At 72.4% G+C, this 17,667-nt stretch carries 14 protein-coding genes and 1 riboswitch; of the genes, 4 read left to right on the top strand and 10 right to left on the bottom strand.

The window, feature by feature from the left end; all coding sequences use genetic code 11:
* Nucleotides 1-198: 198 nt before the first annotated feature.
* The 4 genes from ACH4PU_RS28930 to ACH4PU_RS28945 all read right to left on the bottom strand — a co-directional run bounded on the left by ACH4PU_RS28930 (nucleotide 199) and on the right by ACH4PU_RS28945 (nucleotide 5,250).
* Entirely contained in the window at nucleotides 199-927 is a 729-nt protein-coding gene (locus ACH4PU_RS28930; protein ID WP_398278246.1) for a GntR family transcriptional regulator, read from the bottom strand.
* 324 nt (nucleotides 928-1,251) lie between these two features.
* Nucleotides 1,252-2,058 (bottom strand): M23 family metallopeptidase, encoded by an 807-nt coding sequence (locus ACH4PU_RS28935; RefSeq protein ID WP_398278249.1) that lies wholly within the window; start codon nucleotides 2,056-2,058, stop codon nucleotides 1,252-1,254.
* Nucleotides 2,059-2,071: 13 nt separating this feature from the next.
* Nucleotides 2,072-2,228: riboswitch (cyclic di-AMP (ydaO/yuaA leader) on the bottom strand.
* Between the two features lie 224 nt (nucleotides 2,229-2,452).
* A complete protein-coding gene (locus ACH4PU_RS28940; protein ID WP_398278401.1) occupies nucleotides 2,453-3,820 on the bottom strand; it encodes a M16 family metallopeptidase in 1,368 nt (455 codons plus the stop codon).
* A 44-nt stretch (nucleotides 3,821-3,864) separates the two neighbouring features.
* The gene (locus ACH4PU_RS28945; protein WP_398278404.1) at nucleotides 3,865-5,250 is read right to left on the bottom strand and encodes a M16 family metallopeptidase; all 1,386 of its coding nucleotides are present in this window, start codon (nucleotides 5,248-5,250) and stop codon (nucleotides 3,865-3,867) included.
* A 262-nt stretch (nucleotides 5,251-5,512) separates the two neighbouring features.
* On the opposite strand from ACH4PU_RS28945, the gene ACH4PU_RS28950 reads away from it, so the two are divergent.
* On the top strand, nucleotides 5,513-7,972 hold the full coding sequence (locus ACH4PU_RS28950) for a DNA topoisomerase (ATP-hydrolyzing) subunit A (protein ID WP_398278252.1): 2,460 nt from the start codon (nucleotides 5,513-5,515) through the stop codon (nucleotides 7,970-7,972).
* 34 nt (nucleotides 7,973-8,006) lie between these two features.
* On the opposite strand, the gene ACH4PU_RS28955 is transcribed toward ACH4PU_RS28950, so the two are convergent.
* Nucleotides 8,007-9,041 (bottom strand): CobW family GTP-binding protein, encoded by a 1,035-nt coding sequence (locus tag ACH4PU_RS28955; protein WP_398278255.1) that lies wholly within the window; start codon nucleotides 9,039-9,041, stop codon nucleotides 8,007-8,009.
* Nucleotides 9,042-9,196: 155 nt separating this feature from the next.
* Here ACH4PU_RS28955 and ACH4PU_RS28960 point away from each other — a divergent pair, with 155 nt between their 5' ends.
* A complete protein-coding gene (locus ACH4PU_RS28960; protein ID WP_398278258.1) occupies nucleotides 9,197-10,102 on the top strand; it encodes a sucrase ferredoxin in 906 nt (301 codons plus the stop codon).
* 157 nt (nucleotides 10,103-10,259) lie between these two features.
* Entirely contained in the window at nucleotides 10,260-10,937 is a 678-nt protein-coding gene (locus ACH4PU_RS28965) for a response regulator (protein WP_398278261.1), read from the top strand.
* A 38-nt stretch (nucleotides 10,938-10,975) separates the two neighbouring features.
* On the opposite strand, the gene ACH4PU_RS28970 is transcribed toward ACH4PU_RS28965, so the two are convergent.
* The 4 genes from ACH4PU_RS28970 to ACH4PU_RS28985 form a co-directional block, all read right to left on the bottom strand.
* Nucleotides 10,976-11,746, bottom strand: a complete 771-nt coding sequence (locus tag ACH4PU_RS28970) for a response regulator (protein ID WP_398278264.1) — start codon at nucleotides 11,744-11,746, stop codon at nucleotides 10,976-10,978.
* Nucleotides 11,747-11,807: 61 nt separating this feature from the next.
* The gene (locus ACH4PU_RS28975) at nucleotides 11,808-12,971 is read right to left on the bottom strand and encodes a sensor histidine kinase (protein WP_398278407.1); all 1,164 of its coding nucleotides are present in this window, start codon (nucleotides 12,969-12,971) and stop codon (nucleotides 11,808-11,810) included.
* Between the two features lie 73 nt (nucleotides 12,972-13,044).
* On the bottom strand, nucleotides 13,045-13,533 hold the full coding sequence (locus ACH4PU_RS28980) for a DUF1453 domain-containing protein (RefSeq protein WP_398278267.1): 489 nt from the start codon (nucleotides 13,531-13,533) through the stop codon (nucleotides 13,045-13,047).
* 165 nt (nucleotides 13,534-13,698) lie between these two features.
* The gene (locus ACH4PU_RS28985; protein WP_398278270.1) at nucleotides 13,699-15,819 is read right to left on the bottom strand and encodes a type IIA DNA topoisomerase subunit B; all 2,121 of its coding nucleotides are present in this window, start codon (nucleotides 15,817-15,819) and stop codon (nucleotides 13,699-13,701) included.
* A 446-nt stretch (nucleotides 15,820-16,265) separates the two neighbouring features.
* On the opposite strand from ACH4PU_RS28985, the gene ACH4PU_RS28990 reads away from it, so the two are divergent.
* Nucleotides 16,266-16,496 carry a hypothetical protein gene (locus tag ACH4PU_RS28990; protein WP_004949045.1) on the top strand — a complete coding sequence of 77 codons (231 nt, stop codon included), beginning with the start codon at nucleotides 16,266-16,268 and terminating at the stop codon, nucleotides 16,494-16,496.
* A 148-nt stretch (nucleotides 16,497-16,644) separates the two neighbouring features.
* Here ACH4PU_RS28990 and ACH4PU_RS28995 read toward each other — a convergent pair whose 3' ends face one another.
* Entirely contained in the window at nucleotides 16,645-17,517 is an 873-nt protein-coding gene (locus ACH4PU_RS28995) for a S1 family peptidase (protein WP_398278274.1), read from the bottom strand.
* Nucleotides 17,518-17,667: the final 150 nt, after the last annotated feature.

Here is a 17,667-nt window from a genome sequence, read left to right on the forward strand (position 1 = left end):
TCCCCCTGCTGCCCCGGCGGCGGGGGGGGGGGGGCGGGGGGCCCGGCGCGGGGGGGGGGGCGCGGGGGGGGGGGGGGGGCCGCCCCCCCCCCCCCACGGCCCCGTTCGCGCGTTTCACCTCGCGCGCATTCCGGCCGGAAAGCACCGGGCGTTCCGCGCGGGGGAATTCACCGCCGGCTCCGGAATACCGGACGGCCGTCACATTCCGGCGCCCGCCGTGTGAACGGCGCGTTTCCGAACGCCGGCCGAGGGCGCGGAAGAAGCCGGCACCGGCCGCCAGAACCGGAATTCCCCGGGGGCCCGTCCGGCCCGTCCGGCGGCGATGTCCCGGGCACGCCCCGCGTCCCTCCTGACCACCGCGTCGACCAGCGCGGCGTGCGTCTCCCAGGTCTCCACGGGCCGGGCGGGCGGCTCGGGCGCGTACATCCAGGCGATCTTGCGCCGCACCTGGGTGAGCAGCGCGCCCAGGCTGGGGCTGCCGGACGCCTGGGCGAGCGTCTCGTCGAACCAGTCGCCCAGCGGGCACAGCTCGCCCGGCTGCCCGGCGCGGGCGCGCTCCCGGCCCAGCCGGACCAGTCCGCGCAGCACCTTCAGGTGCGCCTCGGTCCGCCGCTGCGCGGCCCGGGCGGCCCCCAGCGGCTCCAGCAGCGCCCGCACCTCCAGCAGGTCGGCCGCCTCCTGCTCGGTCGGCTCGGCGACGCAGGCGCCCGCGTGCCGGCGCGTGGTCACGAAGCCCTCGGAGGCCAGGGTGCGGAGCGCCTCCCGGACCGGGACGCGCGAGACGCCGTACCGGCGGGCGAGCAGTTCCTCGATGAGCCGGCTGCCGGGCGGGAAGGCGCCGGAGACGATGTCGTCGCGGATGGCCGTGCACACCGCCTGCGCGGAAACGCGGCGGCTCTCGGGAACCGCTTCGGTCCCGCCGTTCACAAACGTCCCCGCATTGGACGGACCTCCGGATCGACCCCGACGCGGCCTCGCGTAAAAGCGACGGTCCGCGGGCGAGGGACGCTTCTTCAGGATTCGCTCGACTCTATGGCAATCCCGCGCGGATTCCGATGGCCGCCGGAAGACCATGGAAATGATTTGGCCAAGCGGAGCGCACGGAGCCGAGTGGAGCGCACGGAGCCGAGTGAAGAGAGCGGGGCCGAGTGGAGAGAGCGGGAAAGCTTCGCCGCCTCCGGACGGCCGAAAGCCCCGCCGCGGACGCGTGGTCCGGGCGGGGCTCGGCGGAAGAAAAGGGGACGGCCGCGGTCAGATGGCGACGCCGTGGGCGCGCAGGTACGCGACCGGGTCGATGTCCGAGCCGTAGGTGGGCGCCGTGCGGGCCTCGAAGTGCAGGTGCGGGCCGGTGACGTTGCCGGTGGAGCCGGAGAGGCCGATCTGCTGGCCGGGGGTGACGGTCTGGCCCACGCTGACGCCGATCGACGAGAGGTGGCCGTACTGGGTGTACGTGCCGTCGTTGTGCTTGATGACGATGTTGTTGCCGTAGGCGCCGCCGTTGCCGGCCTCGACGACGGTGCCGGCACCCACGGCGTGAACGCTGGTGCCCTCCTCGGCGTGGAAGTCGACGCCGGTGTGGCTGCCGGAGGACCACAGGCCGCTGGAGGCGTGGTACTGGGTGGAGACGAAGGAACCGTCGATCGGCATCACGAAGGTGTTGAGGCGCTTGCGCTCCTCCTCGCGGGCCGCGCGCGCCTTCTCGGCACGCTCGGCCTCGGCCTTGCGCTTGGCCTCGTCGGCGCGCTTCTTGACCAGGGCGGCCTGCGCCTTGGCGGCGTCCTCGGCCTTCTGGGTGGCGGCGTCCTGCTCGGCGACGCCGCGCTGCATCTGGGCCTGCTCGTCCACGCTGTCGGCCACGTGGTCGGAGATGACGACGGCCTGGGTGAGGCCGGTGTCCTGCACGCGGGGCGCCTCCTCCGGAGAGGCGGCGAAGGCCGGAGCGGCGACACCGGCGACGACGCCCGCGGCGCTCAGGGTGGCTATGCCGGCGACGTTGGCGCCGACTCGCACGGCACGGCTCGGACGACGGTGCTTCCCGGTGGCACGGGTGAACGCCATGGTTGCGGCTGTTCCTTTCCTTCCCTCTCGCCTACCGGGTTAGCTGACGGGTTCGGAGCAGGAAGGTCTCCTACGGTTCCCTCCGGAGAGGGACCCGATTCACCCCAGGGAACATGTGGTTCCCCGGCTCCCCTGGCTCGCGCCGTACGGGGACTCGGCGATGGCTGCCCGGGGCCGCGGTTGCGGCTCCGATCCGACGGGCTGCCGCCATGAAGCTAATCGTCGTCAGATTCGAACGGCAAACGGAACCCCGTTTTAGTGACGCACGCCACAGAAGGATGGTGCAACCGCTCCTATAAATCGGGCATAACGGAGGCGCGTGGCCCCCGAAGGGCCCACGCGCCTCTCCGCCCCCGCGCGTGCGCCGGGGCGCATGCGGAGGCTTGAGCTTCCGTCAGGCGGAAACGACCGTCACCTCGCCGATGCCAAGCGCCCGGACGGGCTCGGCGATCTCCGCGGCGTCCCCGACCAGCACGGTGACCAGGCGGTCGGCCGGGAAGGCGTTCACGACGGCCGCGGTGGCCTCCACCGTCCCGGTCTGCGCGAGGCGTTCGTACATCCGGGCCTGGAAGTCGTCCGGGAGGTACTGCTCGACCTGGTCGGCCAGCGTGCCCGCGACGGCCGCCGCCGTCTCGTACTTGAGCGGCGCGACACCCACCAGGTTCTGCACGGCGACGTCGCGCTCGGCGTCCGTCAGCCCCTCGGCGGCGAGGGTGCGCAGCACCGTCCACAGGTCCGCCAGCGCCGGACCGGTGTTGGGGGTGTCCACGGAGCCGCTGATGGCGAGCATCGCGATGCCGGTGCCGTCGGGGGCGGAGCGCAGCACCTGGCCGAACGAGCGGACGCCGTAGGTGTAGCCCTTTTCCTCGCGCAGCACGCGGTCCAGACGGGAGGTCAGCGTGCCGCCGAGGCAGTACGTGCCGAGCACCTGGGCGGGCCAGACGCTGTCGTGCCGGTCGGCGCCGACGCGGCCGATGAGCAGCTGCGTCTGGACGGCGCCCGGGCGGTCCACGATGACGACGCGGCCGGTGTCGTCGGCGGAGACGGGCGGGACGGGCCGGGGCTCGGCCGGGGAGCCCGTCCAGGCGCCGAGAGTGTCGGCCAGGGCCTGGTCCAGGTCGACGCCGGTCAGGTCGCCCACGATCACCGCAGTGGCGGTGGCCGGGCGGACGTGCGCCTCGTAGAAGGCCCGTACGGAGGCGGCGTCGATGCGCTCGACGGTCTCCTCCGTGCCCTGCCGGGGCCGGGACATCCGCGAGTCGGCCGGGAAGAGCTCGGCGGAGAGCGCCATGGCGGCCCGGCGGGCCGGGTTGGCGAGCTCGTGCGGGATCTCGTCCAGGCGGTTGCGGACGAGGCGCTCGACCTCGTTGTCGGGGAAGGCCGGGGCGCGCAGGGCGTCGGCGAGCAGGCCCAGCGCCTTGACCAGCCGGGAGGCGGGGACCTCCAGGGAGAGCCGTACGCCGGGGTGGTCGGCGTGGGCGTCCAGGGTGGCGCCGCAGCGCTCCAGTTCGGCCGTGAAGTCCTCGGCGCTGAGCTTGTCCGTGCCCTCGGAGAAGGCGCGGGCCATGATCGTGGCCACGCCCTCCAGGCCGGCCGGCTCGGCCTCCAGCGGCGCGGCGAGGCTGACCTCGACGGCGACGACCTGCTGGCCGGGGCGGTGGCAGCGCAGCACGGTCAGGCCGTTGGGCAGCCGGTCGCGGCCGGGGGCCGGGAAGTTCCACGGGGTGGCCGTGCCCGGCAGGGGCTGCGGGTGGAACTGCATGGTGGGTCCGGCGGTGCCGGTGGCGCCCACGACTGCGGCTTCGCTCACTGGGCCGTCTCCTCTTCCTGTACGTCGGCTTCCTGCGCCATGGCGCCCTCGGTGGCGCCTGTCTCGTCGGCGCCCGCGGTCTGGGGCCCGGTCGGCTCGTAGACGAGCACCGCGCGGTTGTCGGGGCGCAGCCGCGCCTGGGCGACGGCCCGCACCTCCTCCGGCGTGACCTCCAGGACCCGCTGGACCGCGGTCAGGGCGAGCTGCGGGTCGCCGAAGAGGACGGCGAAGCGGCAGAGTTCGTCGGCGCGTCCGCTGACCGTGGCCAGCCGGTCCAGCCATTCGCGCTCCAGCTGGGCCTGGGCGCGCTCCATCTCCTGGGCGGTGGGCCCCTCCAGCGCGAAGCGGGCCAGCTCCTCGTCGACGGCCGTCTCGATGTCCGCGACCTCGGCGCCGGCGGACGCCTTGACGTCCAGCCAGCCCAGTGAGGGGGCGCCCGCGAGGCGCAGCATGCCGAAGCCCGCCGCGACCGCGGTGCGGTCGTGCCGGACGAGGCGGTTGTGCAGCCGCGAGGACTCACCGCCGCCGAGTACGGTCAGTGCCAGGTCGGCGGCGTCCGCCTCCCGGGTGCCGTCGTGCGGGAGCCGGTAGGCGGCCATCAGGGCACGCGAGGGCACCTCCTCGCGGACCACCTGGCGGAGCTGCTCGCCGACGACGTCGGGCAGGGCGCCGTCGCGCGGCGGCTGCTTGCGGTCGTGGGCGGGGATGGACCCGAAGTACTTCTCGATCCAGGCCAGCGTCCGCTCGGAATCGATGTCGCCGACCACGGCGAGGACGGCGTTGCCGGGCGCGTAGTACGTGCGGAAGAACTCCCGCGCGTCCTCCAGGGAGGTGGCGTCCAGGTCGGCCATCGAGCCGATGGGCGTGTGGTGGTAGGGGTGGCCCTCGGGGTAGACCATCGCCGTCAGCCGCTCGAACGCGGTGCCGTAGGGCACGTTGTCGTACCGCTGGCGGCGCTCGTTCTTGACGACGTCGCGCTGGTTCTCCATGGACTCGTCGTCGAGCGCGGTGAGCAGCGAGCCCATCCGGTCGGCTTCCAGCCACAGCGCCAGCTCCAGCTGGTGGGCGGGCATGGTCTCGAAGTAGTTGGTCCGCTCGAAGCTGGTGGTGCCGTTGAGCGAGCCGCCGGCGCCCTGCACCAGCTCGAAATGGCCGTTGCCCTTCACCTGCGCCGAGCCCTGGAACATCAGGTGCTCGAAGAGGTGGGCGAGGCCGGTGCGGCCCTTGACCTCGTGGCGCGAGCCGACGTCGTACCAGAGGCAGACTGCCGCGACCGGGGTCAGGTGGTCCTCCGAGAGCACCACTCGCAAGCCGTTGGCCAGGCGGTGCTCGGTCGCTGTCAGGCCGCCGGTGCCGGCCTGTTGCGCGGCCGTGTGACCCATGGGCATGTACGTCCCTTCGATCGCTCGATATCTCGCTGCATCCCGCGCCGCGGTTACCCGCCCGCGGCGCCCGCGACGACTCGCGTGATGAACACTGCTGTCACTGTATGCAAGCGCACCGACATCCGGCGAAGTTCCCGGGGCCTCCCCAACGACAACGCGGTGCTCGCGGACGGGTCGCGGTCGGCGTTGTCAGTGGGGAGGTCCACAATGGTCGGCGTCAGTCCGCCCCCGGCAATCGACCGAAGGAGCCGCAGCCGCGATGGCCCGCCGCAGCACGAAGACCCCGCCGCCGGAAGAGTTCGAGGAGCGCATCCTCGACATCGACGTCGTCGACGAGATGCAGGGCTCCTTCCTCGAGTACGCCTACTCCGTCATCTACTCCCGCGCCCTGCCCGACGCCCGCGACGGCCTGAAGCCGGTGCAGCGCCGCATCCTCTTCCAGATGAACGAGATGGGCCTCCGGCCGGAGCGCGGCTACGTGAAGTGCGCGCGCGTGGTCGGCGAGGTGATGGGCAAGCTGCACCCGCACGGTGACGCCTCCATCTACGACGCGCTGGTGCGCATGGCGCAGCCGTTCTCCATGCGCGTGCCGTTGGTCGACGGGCACGGCAACTTCGGCTCGCTGGGCAACGACGACCCGCCGGCCGCCATGCGGTACACCGAGGCCCGGATGGCGTCCGCGACCTCGCTGATGACGGAGTCGATCGACGAGGACACCGTCGACTTCGCGGCCAACTACGACGGCAGCGAGCAGGAGCCGGCCGCGCTGCCGGCCGCCTACCCGAACCTGCTGGTCAACGGCGCCACGGGCATCGCGGTCGGCATGGCGACGAACATGCCGCCGCACAACCTGGGCGAGGTGATCGCCGCCGCCCGGCACCTGATCCGGCATCCGAACGCCGACCTCGACACCCTGATGAGGTACGTCCCCGGCCCCGATCTGCCCACGGGCGGCCGGATCGTCGGGCTGAGCGGCATCCGGGACGCGTACGAGACGGGCCGCGGCACCTTCAAGATCCGCGCCACCGTCTCCGTCGAGAACGTGACGGCCCGCCGCAAGGGCCTGGTGGTGACCGAGCTGCCGTTCGCGGTCGGCCCGGAGAAGGTCATCTCCAAGATCAAGGATCTGGTCGGCGCGAAGAAGCTCCAGGGCATCGCCGATGTGAAGGACCTCACGGACCGGGCGCACGGCCTGCGGCTGGTCATCGAGATCAAGAACGGCTTCAACCCCGAGGCCGTGCTGGAGCAGCTCTACAAGCTGACCCCGATGGAGGAGTCCTTCGGCATCAACAACGTCGCGCTGGTGGACGGCCAGCCGCTGACGCTGGGCCTGAAGGAGCTGCTGGAGGTCTACGTCGACCACCGCTTCGAGGTGGTCCGGCGGCGCAGCGAGTTCCGGCGCGGCAAGCGGCGCGACCGGCTTCACCTGGTCGAGGGTCTGCTGGTGGCGCTCGTTGACATCGACGAGGTCATCAGAATCATCCGATCGAGCGACAACGCCGCGGCGGCGAAGGCGTCACTCGTCGAGCGCTTCTCCCTCTCCGAGGTGCAGACGCAGTACATCCTCGACACCCCGTTGCGCCGGCTGACCAAGTTCGACCGGATCGAGCTGGAGGACGAGCGGACCAGGCTGACCTCGGAGATCGAGGAGCTGACGAAGATCCTCGAGTCCGACGCCGAGCTGCGCAAGCTCGTCTCCTCAGAACTGGCTGACGTCGCCAAGAAGTTCGCCACCGACCGGCGCACGGTCCTGCTGGAGTCGGCGGGCGCCACGGCGTCGGCGGTGCCGCTCCAGGTCGCCGACGACCCGTGCCGGGTGCTGCTCTCCTCGACCGGCCTGATGGCCCGCACCGCCACCGGCGAGCCGTTCGCGCCGGGCGCGGGCGAGACCAAGCGCGTGAAGCACGACGTGATCGTCTCGGCGGTGCCCGCCACCGCGCTGGGCGAGGTCGGCGTGGTGACCTCGGCCGGGCGGCTGCTGCGGGTGCGGGTGATCGACCTGCCGCAGCTGCCGGAGACGGCCGCGGCGCCCAACCTGGCCGGCGGCGCGCCCCTGTCGGAGTTCCTGTCGCTGGCGGACGACGAGCGGGTGGTCTGCCTGACCACGCTGGACGAGTCCTCGCCCGGCCTCGCCATCGGCACGGAGCAGGGCGTCGTCAAGCGCGTGGTCCCCGACTACCCGGCCAACAAGGACGAGCTGGAGGTCATCTCCCTCAAGGCCGGCGACCGCGTCGTGGGCGCGGCCGAGCTGCGGACCGGCGACGAGGACCTGGTCTTCATCACCGACGACGCCCAGCTGCTGCGCTACCAGGCCGGGCAGGTGCGTCCGCAGGGCCGCCCCGCGGGCGGCATGGCGGGCGTCAAGCTGTCCTCCGGGGCCAAGGTGATCTCCTTCACCGCCGTCGACCCGGCGGAGGACGCCGCGGTCTTCACGGTGGCCGGGGCCGCGGGCGGCCTGCCCGGCGCGGCCTCCGAGGGGACGGCGAAGCTGACGCCGTTCGACCAGTACCCGCGCAAGGGCCGGGCCACCGGCGGCGTGCGCTGCCAGCGGTTCCTCAAGGGCGAGGACTGCCTGGTCCTGGCCTGGGCGGGCGCCGCTCCGGCCCGCGCCGCCACGGCCAACGGCACGCCCGCGGCCCTGCCGGAGCCCGACCCGCGCCGCGACGGGTCGGGCACGCCGCTGGCCAAGCCGGTGGCGGTGGTGGCCGGACCGGTGTGATCCGGCCGGGCGCCCGGGGCCGACCCTCGCGGGATCAGCCCTGGGTGTACCGCAGGACGCCCCACATGCTGTGGTCATCGGCGTCCTGCGGTGCCGTGTGCCGGCAGGCGTCCAGCCCGGCCCGGAGGACGCCGCCGTCGACACCCCTGCCGATCATGACGAGTTGAGTGAGGCGGGGCTCCGACCGCGCCCAGGGCGACCGGTACATCCGCAGGAAGTCCCCGACCGCGTGCAGGGCGAACTTCTGCCGGTGCCCGGGCACCCCGAAGTACACGAACCCCTTGATCCGGTAGAGCCCTTCCGGCCTGCGGTCCAGGAACTCCATGAAACGGCGGGGGTGCAGGGGGTCCTCGGAGACGAACTCGACGCTCTCGTACGCCGCGTGCAGGTGCCCGTCGTGCCCGTGGTCGTGCTCCTCGTGGGCCAGGTCCTCGAAGGAGAGCTGCCGGATGGACTCCAGGCGGTCCTCGCGCGGCTTGCGGTCGAAGAGCAGCTCGGGATCGACCCGGCCGTGCGAGGAGGCGACGACGGGGGTGCCGGGCGCCAGCCCGGCGAGGACCGCTTCGAGCTCCTCCCGCTCGGCGTCGGTCACCCGGTCCGTCTTGTTGAGCACCACCAGGTCCGCGATGCCCAGGTGCCGGTCGAGCTCGGGGTGCCGCGCCCGGGTCCGGCCGAACTCGGCGGCGTCCACCACTTCGACCAGACCGCCGTAGACGATGCTCTCGTTGTCGCTGGCCAGGATCATCCGGACCAGCTCCTCCGGCTCGGCCAGCCCGCTGGCCTCGATGACGATGACGTCGATCCGGGCCGCCGGGCGGGCCAGGCGTTCCAGGAAGCCGTCCAGCTCGCTGGTGTCGACCGCGCAGCACAGGCAGCCGTTGCCGAGCGAGACCATGGAGTCCACCTGGCCGGCCACGCTCAGGGCGTCGATCTCGATGCTGCCGAAGTCGTTGACCACCACACCGATCCGGCTGCCGCCACTGTGTGCGAGCAGATGGTTGAGCAGCGTGGTCTTGCCCGAGCCGAGGAAACCCGCGAGCACGATGACGGGGATCTGTCGTCTGGCCACCCGAGCGCCTTTCCGTCGTCTTTCCGTCGTCTCCCCGTCGCCGGCCGGAGAACACGGCGGGCCCCTGCGCCCCGCCCGCCCCAGGATATGGTCGTACCGGACGCCGGGGCCGACCGGGCGCGCAGTGCCCTCCGGCCCAGGTTAGGCTCACCTATGTGAGCACGTGCGCCACCGCCTCCCGACTGCTGACCGAGCCCCTGGCCGGTACCGCCGTCACCGCCCCTACCTGGCTGCTGATCGAACAGCCCGGCCCCTGGGGAGCCAAGGCCCTCACCGCCAGTCGCCTCGACCCCGCCGTCGGCCGGGTCCTGGAGGAGGCGGCCGCGGGTACGGGCGTCCGGGTCGCCCTGATCCGCCGCCCCGGGCGGCACGCCGACTGCCGCCCGCCGGCCGGCCGACGGATCTTCGTCGCGCACACGGCCCCCGGCCGCTCCTGGATCCGCACCACGGAACTCGACGACCCGGCCCGCCTCCTGGACCTGGACTTCGCCGCACTCGGCGCCGGGCACCACGGCGGACTGTGGGAGCCGTACACCGGTGATCCGCTCGCCCTGGTGTGCACCAACGGCAAGCGCGACCGCTGCTGCGCCCTGCTGGGCCGCCCGCTGGCGGCGGAGCTGACGGCCGCCGGGGACACCGGGGTCTGGGAGGTCACCCACATCGGCGGCCACCGCTTCGCGCCGACCCTCTTCGTGCTGCCCTTCGGTTACGCGTACGGCCGGGCCACCGCGCACGGCGTCAAGGAAGTGCTGGAAGCCGCGCGCGAGGGCCATGTGGTGACCGCGAACTGCCGCGGCCGGTCCGCCTGGGACCGCCCCGCCCAGGCCGCCGAACTGGCCGTACGCGCCCTGACCGGCGAGACGGGCGCGAACGCCCTGGACGTGGCCGCGGCCACCGGCTCCGCCCCTCGCCACGAGGTGACCGTGGCCCACACCGACGGCCGCTCCTGGCGGGTCGTCGTCGAACAGGGCGCCGCCGAGCCGCCCCGCCCCGAGAGCTGCGGCCGGGCCCTCGGCTCACCAACCCGCATGGACGTCGTCGCCGTCGTCCCGCTCACCTGAGGCGCCCCGGAAGCCGGGCCTGTCGCGCATGGTGCCGCTTGCGCACACGAACCCTGTTCTGCTCGTTCTGCGCACGCTAGAACAGGTGACGGCACGACGGGGCCGCGAGACGGCGGAGCCGAGGGCCGTCCGGCCACACCGCTCGAAGGGGTGCACCATGTTCGAAGTCCTCGTCGTGGACGACGACTTCCGTGTGGCGGAGGTCAACGCGGCGTACGTGGCACGGGTTCCGGGCTTCCGCGTACGGGCCACCGCCCACAACGCGGCCCAGGCCATGGCCGTTCTGGAACGCGAGCACGTCGACCTGATGCTGCTCGATCACTCCCTGCCGGACGAGACCGGCCTGTCACTCATGGGCCGCGTCCGGCAGTCGGGGCATCCGACGGACGTCATCATGGTGACTGCGGCCCGGGACATCGCCACCGTCCGCACGGCCATCCGCTACGGGGCCCTGCAGTATCTCGTCAAACCGTTCTCCTTCCCCGGTCTGCGGGCGAAGCTGGAGGCGTACGCCCGGCTGCGACTGGCCCTCGACGACACGGAGGAGGCCGAGCAGGAACAAGTGGACCGGATCTTCTCCACCCTGCGGACGGCCGCCGTCTCACCGCCGTTGCCCAAGGGCCACTCCGCCCCGACGGCGGAACTGATCCGCCGGGTGCTCCGCGACGCCGCACATCCCCTGTCCGCCCACGAGGTGGCGGCCCGCGCCGGACTGAGCCGCTCCACCGCCCAGCGCTACCTCAAGCGCCTGGAGACGTCCGGCCGGCTGGACCTGACCCTGCGCTACGGCTCCACGGGCCGCCCCGAACACCGGTACACCTGGTCCGGCCGCTGACCGGGCCACCCCGAACGACGAGCCCCCGGCCCCCGCTCTCAGTCCCGTGCGCCCCGCCCGAGAGGCCCCGCGATGCCGTGGTGGAACGCGTACCGGACGGCCTGCGCCCGGTCCCGTACCCCGGTCTTGGCGAAGAGGTTGTTGATGTGCGTCTTCACCGTGGCCGTGCTGACGTGCAGCCGCCGGGCGATCTCCGTGTTCGACAGCCCCTCGGCGACGAGCGCCAGGACCTCCGCCTCCCGCGCGGTCAGCCCGTCGGGCAGCGCCTCCGGCCCTCCCCCGGAACCCGCCGCCCGGCGACCGGCGGACGGACCGGACGACGCCAACGCGCCGTACGGCCCCGGCGCCTGGGCGGGCGCCGCCGTCGCCAGCCGCTCCAGCAGCCTCCGCTGCACCTGCGGGGAGAGCCCCGCCTCCCCCGACCTCACGTCCTCGATCGCCCGGACGATCTCCTCCCCTCCGGCGTCCTTGGTGAGATACCCCCGCGCCCCGGCCTGCAGCGCGGGGAAGAGTGAGTCGTCGTCACCGAAGGTGGTGAGCACCACGACCTGGGTGTCCGGATGGTTCTCGCGGATACGCCGGGTGGCCTCGACGCCGTCGCAGCGCGGCATGCGCAGATCCATCAGCACCACGTCCGGGGCGTGCTCCGCGACGAGCCGCACGGCCTCCAGCCCGTCGCCCGCCGATCCGACGACCTCGATGCCGGGCAACAGCCCCAACAGCATCACGATCCCCTCACGGACCACGGTCTGGTCGTCCACCACCAGGACCCGCGCCGGCGACCGCTCCACCTCACCCGCTCCGCTCACACCACTCCCGCCTCCCGGAACCACTCCCGCTCCCCCCACCTGACATTCCCCACGCTTCTCATCACGCCGGCACCCTCAGGCGCACCACGAAGCCCTCGCGCCCCTCGGCCACCGGACCGGCCTCCAGACTGCCCCCCAGCAGCTCGGCCCGCTCCCGCATGCCGAGCAGTCCGTACCCGGCGCCGGATCCGGCCAGCTCGGTGTTCTTCCCCCGCGCCCCACCATCATGAACCGCCAGCTCCACTTCTCCCTCCAAATAGGAGAACTCCATGTCCACCCGCGCCCCCGGAGCGTGCTTGCGCACATTGGTGAGCGCCTCCTGCGCGACCCGGCGCACCGCCAGCCCGGCCTCCGCCGGGAGCCGGCGCGGCTCACCGGTCACCCGCAGACCGGCCCCCTGCGCGGCCGCGAGGTCCCGCAGGAACTCCTCCGGACGTGTCATCTCCCCCCGCAGCGCGGACAGCGCCTGCCGGGTCTCGGCCAGCCCCTCCCGGGCCATCCCCCGCGCGGACACGATCCGTTCGAGGACCCGGTCCTGTTCCGCACCGCTCTCGACCAGCAGCCGCGCGGCCTCCAGGTGCACCAGCTGGGCCGACAGGCTGTGCGCGAGGACGTCATGGATCTCGCGTGCGATCCGCGCCCGCTCGTTCAGCGCCGCCGTCTCCGCCTCCGCCCGGCGCGCGGCCCGCTCCTGGGCCAGCATCCGGAACCCGGCCCCCCGCGCCTCCTCGTCCAGCCGCAGCGAGTACCCGATGAGCAGCACCATGGCCACCGTCCCGGCCGTCCCCGCCCATGAGCCCCGCGTCGTCAGCACGTAGGCCGTGAGAGGGACCGCCGCCAGCCCCAGACCCGGCCCGAGCGGCAGCCGCTCCACCGCGACGACCGCGGTGATGCACCACAGCCCGGCGGCGGCGACGTGCGCCCCCGCCCCCTCGGCGAGGGCTCCCGCCGCGACCGGCACCGCCAGCAGTCCGACCGAGGCCCGCAGCCGCCGGTCGAGCGTCGTGGTGTAGCACCGCCAGATCGCGGCGCCGCACACCGCGAACCCCGCGGCCACCACGGCGTACTCCCACCCGCGGAGCACGTCCTCCCGCACCACACTGGCGAAGAACGCCCCGACCAGCACGGCGCGCACGATCCATGTCAGCACCTGGCGACGGCGCGGCACCCCGGCCTGGGAGAGCGCCTCCCGGGCGGGCCACGCGGTCCAGCTCTCCCTGGGCACGTCCGGCTCCTCCACCCGTGCTCCGGTCTCACACGCCGCGGTCTCACGCGCGGCGGTCTCGGCCACCGCGGTCTCAGCCACCGGCAACGACACCGTACGCCGGAAGCGACCGTTGGGCCCGCAGCACCACGATCCCGGTCCTGGCCAGCAGCATCGCCGCGAGCGTGACCAGAGTGGCCGCCGTCCCCTGGTGGACCCCGATCAGCGCACCGATCCCGGACAGCCCCAGCCGCAGCACCAGCCCGCCGGCCCAGATCGCCACCGCGGCCTTCGTGCCCCGCGCCCAGACCGCTCCCGACTCGTCGGTCCATATTCGAGTGGTCCAGGCCCAGGCCGCACCGGTGGCGAGCCCGGCCGCCACCCCCGCCACCAGCAGCCCCACGGACGCCACCCGATGGCCGGCGTCCACCATCCCCGGCTCCCTGGCCGCGACGACGACCAGCACCGCGGGCACGATCCACCACCGCCGCTCGCCCGAGACCACCTTCTGCGGCTTGAACTGCCGGACGACGACGAGCGCGACGACGGCGACGATCACCCCTGCGTCGATCACAGCGGACATGGAAAGCCCCTCCGTTGAGCGTGGACACGGCGGCCGACCGCAGGTGAACACGCTGTCGGCCGACACATCCGACGCTACGGAGCCGGCGCCCGGCACGGATCGGAGCAGGGGTGGATCACGGGTGGAGCCCGGGTGGAGATCCTCTCTCCACCCGGGGGTGGAGACTCAGGCGTCGATGCGCGAGCGGTCGAGCGTCGCCGCCGAGTTGGTGATGAACTCCTTGCGCGGCGCGACCTCGTTGCCCATCAGCAGGTCGAAGGTGCGCTCGGCGGCCTCCAGGTCGCTGATGTTGATCCGGCGCAGGGTGCGGTGACGCGGGTCCATCGTGGTCTCCGCGAGCTGGTCGGCGTCCATCTCGCCCAGACCCTTGTAGCGCTGGACGGAGTCCTTGTACGGGATGCCCTTGCGCTCCAGTTCCAGCAGCGTCTGCCGCAGCTCGTTGTCGGAGTAGGTGTAGATGTACTTGTCCTGCCCCTTCTTGGGGCGGGTCAGCTCCACCCGGTGCAGCGGCGGCACCGCGGAGAACACCCGTCCCTCCTCCACCATCGGCCGCATGTAGCGCTGGAAGAGGGTGAGCAGCAGGATGCGGATGTGTGCTCCGTCGACATCGGCGTCGGCGAGGAAGATGACCTTGCCGTAGCGCGCGGCGTCGATGTCGAAGGTCCGGCCGGACCCCGCTCCTATCACCTGGATGATCGCCCCGCACTCGGCGTTCTTGAGCATGTCCGAGACCGAGGCCTTCTGCACGTTCAGGATCTTGCCGCGGATCGGCAGCAGCGCCTGGAACTCCGAGTTCCGCGCCAGCTTGGCGGTGCCCAGGGCCGAGTCGCCCTCGACGATGAACAGCTCGCTGCGCTCCACGTCGTCGCTGCGGCAGTCGGCCAGCTTGGCCGGCAGCGACGAGGACTCCAGTGCCGTCTTGCGGCGCTGGGCCTCCTTGTGCTGCCGGGCGGCGATCCGCGTCCTGGCCGCCGCGACGATCTTCTCCAGCACGGCTCGCGCCTGCTGCTTCGCGTCGCGCTTGGTCGACGTCAGGAACGCCTTGAGCTCCTTGGCCACGACGTTCGCGACGATCCGGGAGGCGGCCGAGGTGCCCAGCACCTCCTTCGTCTGCCCCTCGAACTGCGGCTCCGCCAGCCGCACGGTCACCACCGCCGTGAGGCCCTCCAGGGCGTCGTCCTTGACCACGTCGTCCTCGGCGACACGCAGCAGCTTGCTCGCGCGCAACGCGTCGTTGACGGTCTTGGTGACGGACCGCTCGAAGCCCGCGACGTGCGTGCCGCCCTTCGGGGTGGCGATGATGTTGACGAACGGCTTGATCGTGGTGTCGTAACCGGTCCCCCAGCGCAGCGCGATGTCCACCCCGAGCTCCCGGGTGACCTCGGTGGGCATCATGTGCCCGCGCTCGTCGAGGACGGGCACGGTCTCCTTGAACGTGCCCTGCCCGCTCAGCCGCAACACGTCGCAGACGCCCTTGTCCTGCGCGAGGAACTCGCAGAACTCGCTGATCCCGCCGTCGTAGCGGAACGTCTCCTCGGTGACGTCCGCGCCGTCCAGGCCGCGCTCGTCCCGCACCACGATGGTCAGTCCGGGCACCAGGAAGGCCGTCTGCCGGGCGCGCCCGTAGAGTGTCTCCAGGGACAGCTTGGCGTCCTTGAGGAAGATCTGGCGGTCCGCCCAGTAGCGGACCCGGGTGCCGGTCCGGTTCTTGGGCACCTTCTTGCCCTTGAGCAGCCCGCTGGCCGGATCGAAGGGCGCGTCGGGACCGGACTCGGTGAAGATGCCCGGCACACCGCGCCGGAAGCTGATCGTGTGGGTCCTGCTGTGGAGGTCCACCTCGACGTCCAGCCGCGCGGAGAGCGCGTTGACGACGGAGGCGCCGACACCGTGGAGGCCGCCGGAGGCCGCGTACGCGCCGCCGCCGAACTTGCCGCCCGCGTGCAGCTTGGTCATGACGACCTCGACGCCCGACAGCCCCGTCTTGGGCTCGATGTCCACCGGGATGCCCCGGCCGTTGTCGCGGACCTCCACGGAGCCGTCGTCGTGCAGGATCACGTCGATGCGGTCGCAGTAGCCGCCCAGGGCCTCGTCGACGGAGTTGTCGATGATCTCCCAGAGGCAGTGCATCAGGCCGCGGCTGTCCGTCGACCCGATGTACATGCCGGGACGCTTCCGGACGGCTTCCAGTCCTTCGAGGACGAGCAGGTGCCGCGCGGTGTAGTTGGATCCGTCCCGGTCTGCCCCGGTCAGCAATGCGGTGGACGGCACGGACGTATCGGCGGTCACGCGGTTCGCTCCTCGCTGAATTTCTCTGTCACCCGTCTGCGGGCGCATGGCTGGCTCATTCGCCGTTCAGAGGGTACCGAGGCCCGGTAGAGCCTTTGTGCCGCCACCCGCGGCGCCGACCATGCTAGTCGAATTTCGAATGCCTGTTCGATGACTCGATGGGGTGACGTGCACATCACGTTCCCTTGGAGGCATGAACCATTTAGGCTCCGGGCACGTCCTGAAGAACAACCCGGCAAGCCGGCCGGGTGGACGGACCCCCCGATGATGTGAACCTCAGCGATGTGAAACCGTAGACCCACGCAATACGGCTCATTCGCCGCCAAACGTCAAGATCCGGCTCACTCGGAAGGAAGTTTCGAGGAAAAGCCACGAGCGGGAACGTTTTCGGCCTGGTTGGATGTTGACCCTGGTACGACAGCTCGTCGAGCTAGAGAAGAGGCGACGTGACTACTGTTCTGACCCCCGCGAGCCCGCTGACGGCCGCTGACCGCTGCGACCGGTGCGGCGCTCAGGCTTACCTGCGCGTCGTTCTCCTGAGCGGCGGTGAGCTGCTGTTCTGCGCCCACCACGGGCGCAAGTTCGAGCCGGAGCTCAAGAAGATCGCCGCGGAGATACAGGACGAGACCGAGCGACTGACGGCCGTCCCGGCCTCCGCGTCCGACGAGGACCGCTGAGGTCCTCCCGAGGACCGCTGAGTCCACCGCTGGAACGCTGGCACATCGCATCCACGACGAGCGAGGTCCGACCCCTGTGGGCTGGGCAGCGACGGGCGGCGCCCCCACCGGGGGCGGCCGCCCGTCCTCGTCGGGCCCGGACCCGCTCTCACGAGGGGACCGCCGGGCGCGCGAGCTGTGCGGGCCCCTGAGAGGTGTGCGGCCTCGCGTCGACACTGTGCGCCGTGACCATCGCGGAAACAGCGGAGATGCGCGTATAGACCCCCGGACGGCCGGGCTGGGCGCATCCGCTCCCCCATGACACCAGCCCCACCAGCCGTCCGTCCGCCACCAGAGGGCCTCCGCTGTCCCCCTGACAGGCGTCCTTCCCGCCCTCCGGCCAGCCGGCGCAGAGCATGGTCTTCCGGTCGTAGGCCCCTTCCAGGCCGCCCGGATACGCCTTCTCGCAGAGCTCGTCGCCGAGCACCAGCACCGAGGCGGCACGCAGCGTGTCCGAGTACGACCCGTTGCCCAGGGTGTCACCCCAGCCGTACACCATGGCCGGCGTATTCGCCGCGTAGACCGCTTCGCCCTGCTGCGCCATCGCGATCGCACGGCCGTCGGGAAGCGGCTCCGCCAACGTGACGACCCCGACGTCCCCGGCGTTGGTCTCCGCGTTGAAGGCCGGGTTGACCCACGTCTCCTTCACGGCCAGCTCGGATCCGGCCTTCCCCTTCAGATCGTCGCGGCCGACGATGACCCGCAGGTCGGACGCCGCGCTCGGTTCCGTACCGAGCACCTCGCGGGTGAGGCAGTGGGCGGCGGTCACGACGGTGCTGCGCCCCACGACGACGCCGCCGCAGAACTGCCCCGAGCGCGTCCCGCCGAAGCGCTCCCGGCTCGCCAGGGCCACCACCCACGGCGCGTCCGCGGTCTTCACCTCCTGCCCGCCCACGACCAGCCGCTCATCGGCCGCCACCGGGTTCGGCACCGCGAGCAGCAGCGCGAAGGCGGCGGTCAGCGAACAGCCCAGGGCGCGCATACGGTCTCCTGACGCAGCGGAAGCACTTGCCTTCCCAGAGTCAACCCCGGCACCGTCCGCCGCATCCGGAGTCCGCCGTCCGCCACGTCCCGCCGGGCGGCCCGTCCGCCGCACCCGCCGAACGACGAGGGCCCGGCCCCTCCGAAGAGG

The organism is Streptomyces sp. NPDC021100, from assembly GCF_044333095.1.
In the GTDB taxonomy this organism is placed as follows: domain Bacteria; phylum Actinomycetota; class Actinomycetes; order Streptomycetales; family Streptomycetaceae; genus Streptomyces.

What these genes read in the sequence shown, in the direction of transcription:
- ACH4PU_RS28935 (WP_398278249.1), bottom strand. Translation starts at nt 2,058, where the DNA reads ATGGCGTTCACCCGTGCCACCGGGAAGCACCGTCGTCCGAGCCGTGCC.
- ACH4PU_RS28940 (WP_398278401.1), bottom strand. Translation starts at nt 3,820, where the DNA reads ATGCAGTTCCACCCGCAGCCCCTGCCGGGCACGGCCACCCCGTGGAAC.
- ACH4PU_RS28945 (WP_398278404.1), bottom strand. Translation starts at nt 5,250, where the DNA reads ATGGGTCACACGGCCGCGCAACAGGCCGGCACCGGCGGCCTGACAGCG.
- ACH4PU_RS28950 (WP_398278252.1), top strand. Translation starts at nt 5,513, where the DNA reads ATGGCCCGCCGCAGCACGAAGACCCCGCCGCCGGAAGAGTTCGAGGAG.
- ACH4PU_RS28965 (WP_398278261.1), top strand. Translation starts at nt 10,260, where the DNA reads ATGTTCGAAGTCCTCGTCGTGGACGACGACTTCCGTGTGGCGGAGGTC.
- ACH4PU_RS28980 (WP_398278267.1), bottom strand. Translation starts at nt 13,533, where the DNA reads ATGTCCGCTGTGATCGACGCAGGGGTGATCGTCGCCGTCGTCGCGCTC.
- ACH4PU_RS28995 (WP_398278274.1), bottom strand. Translation starts at nt 17,517, where the DNA reads ATGCGCGCCCTGGGCTGTTCGCTGACCGCCGCCTTCGCGCTGCTGCTC.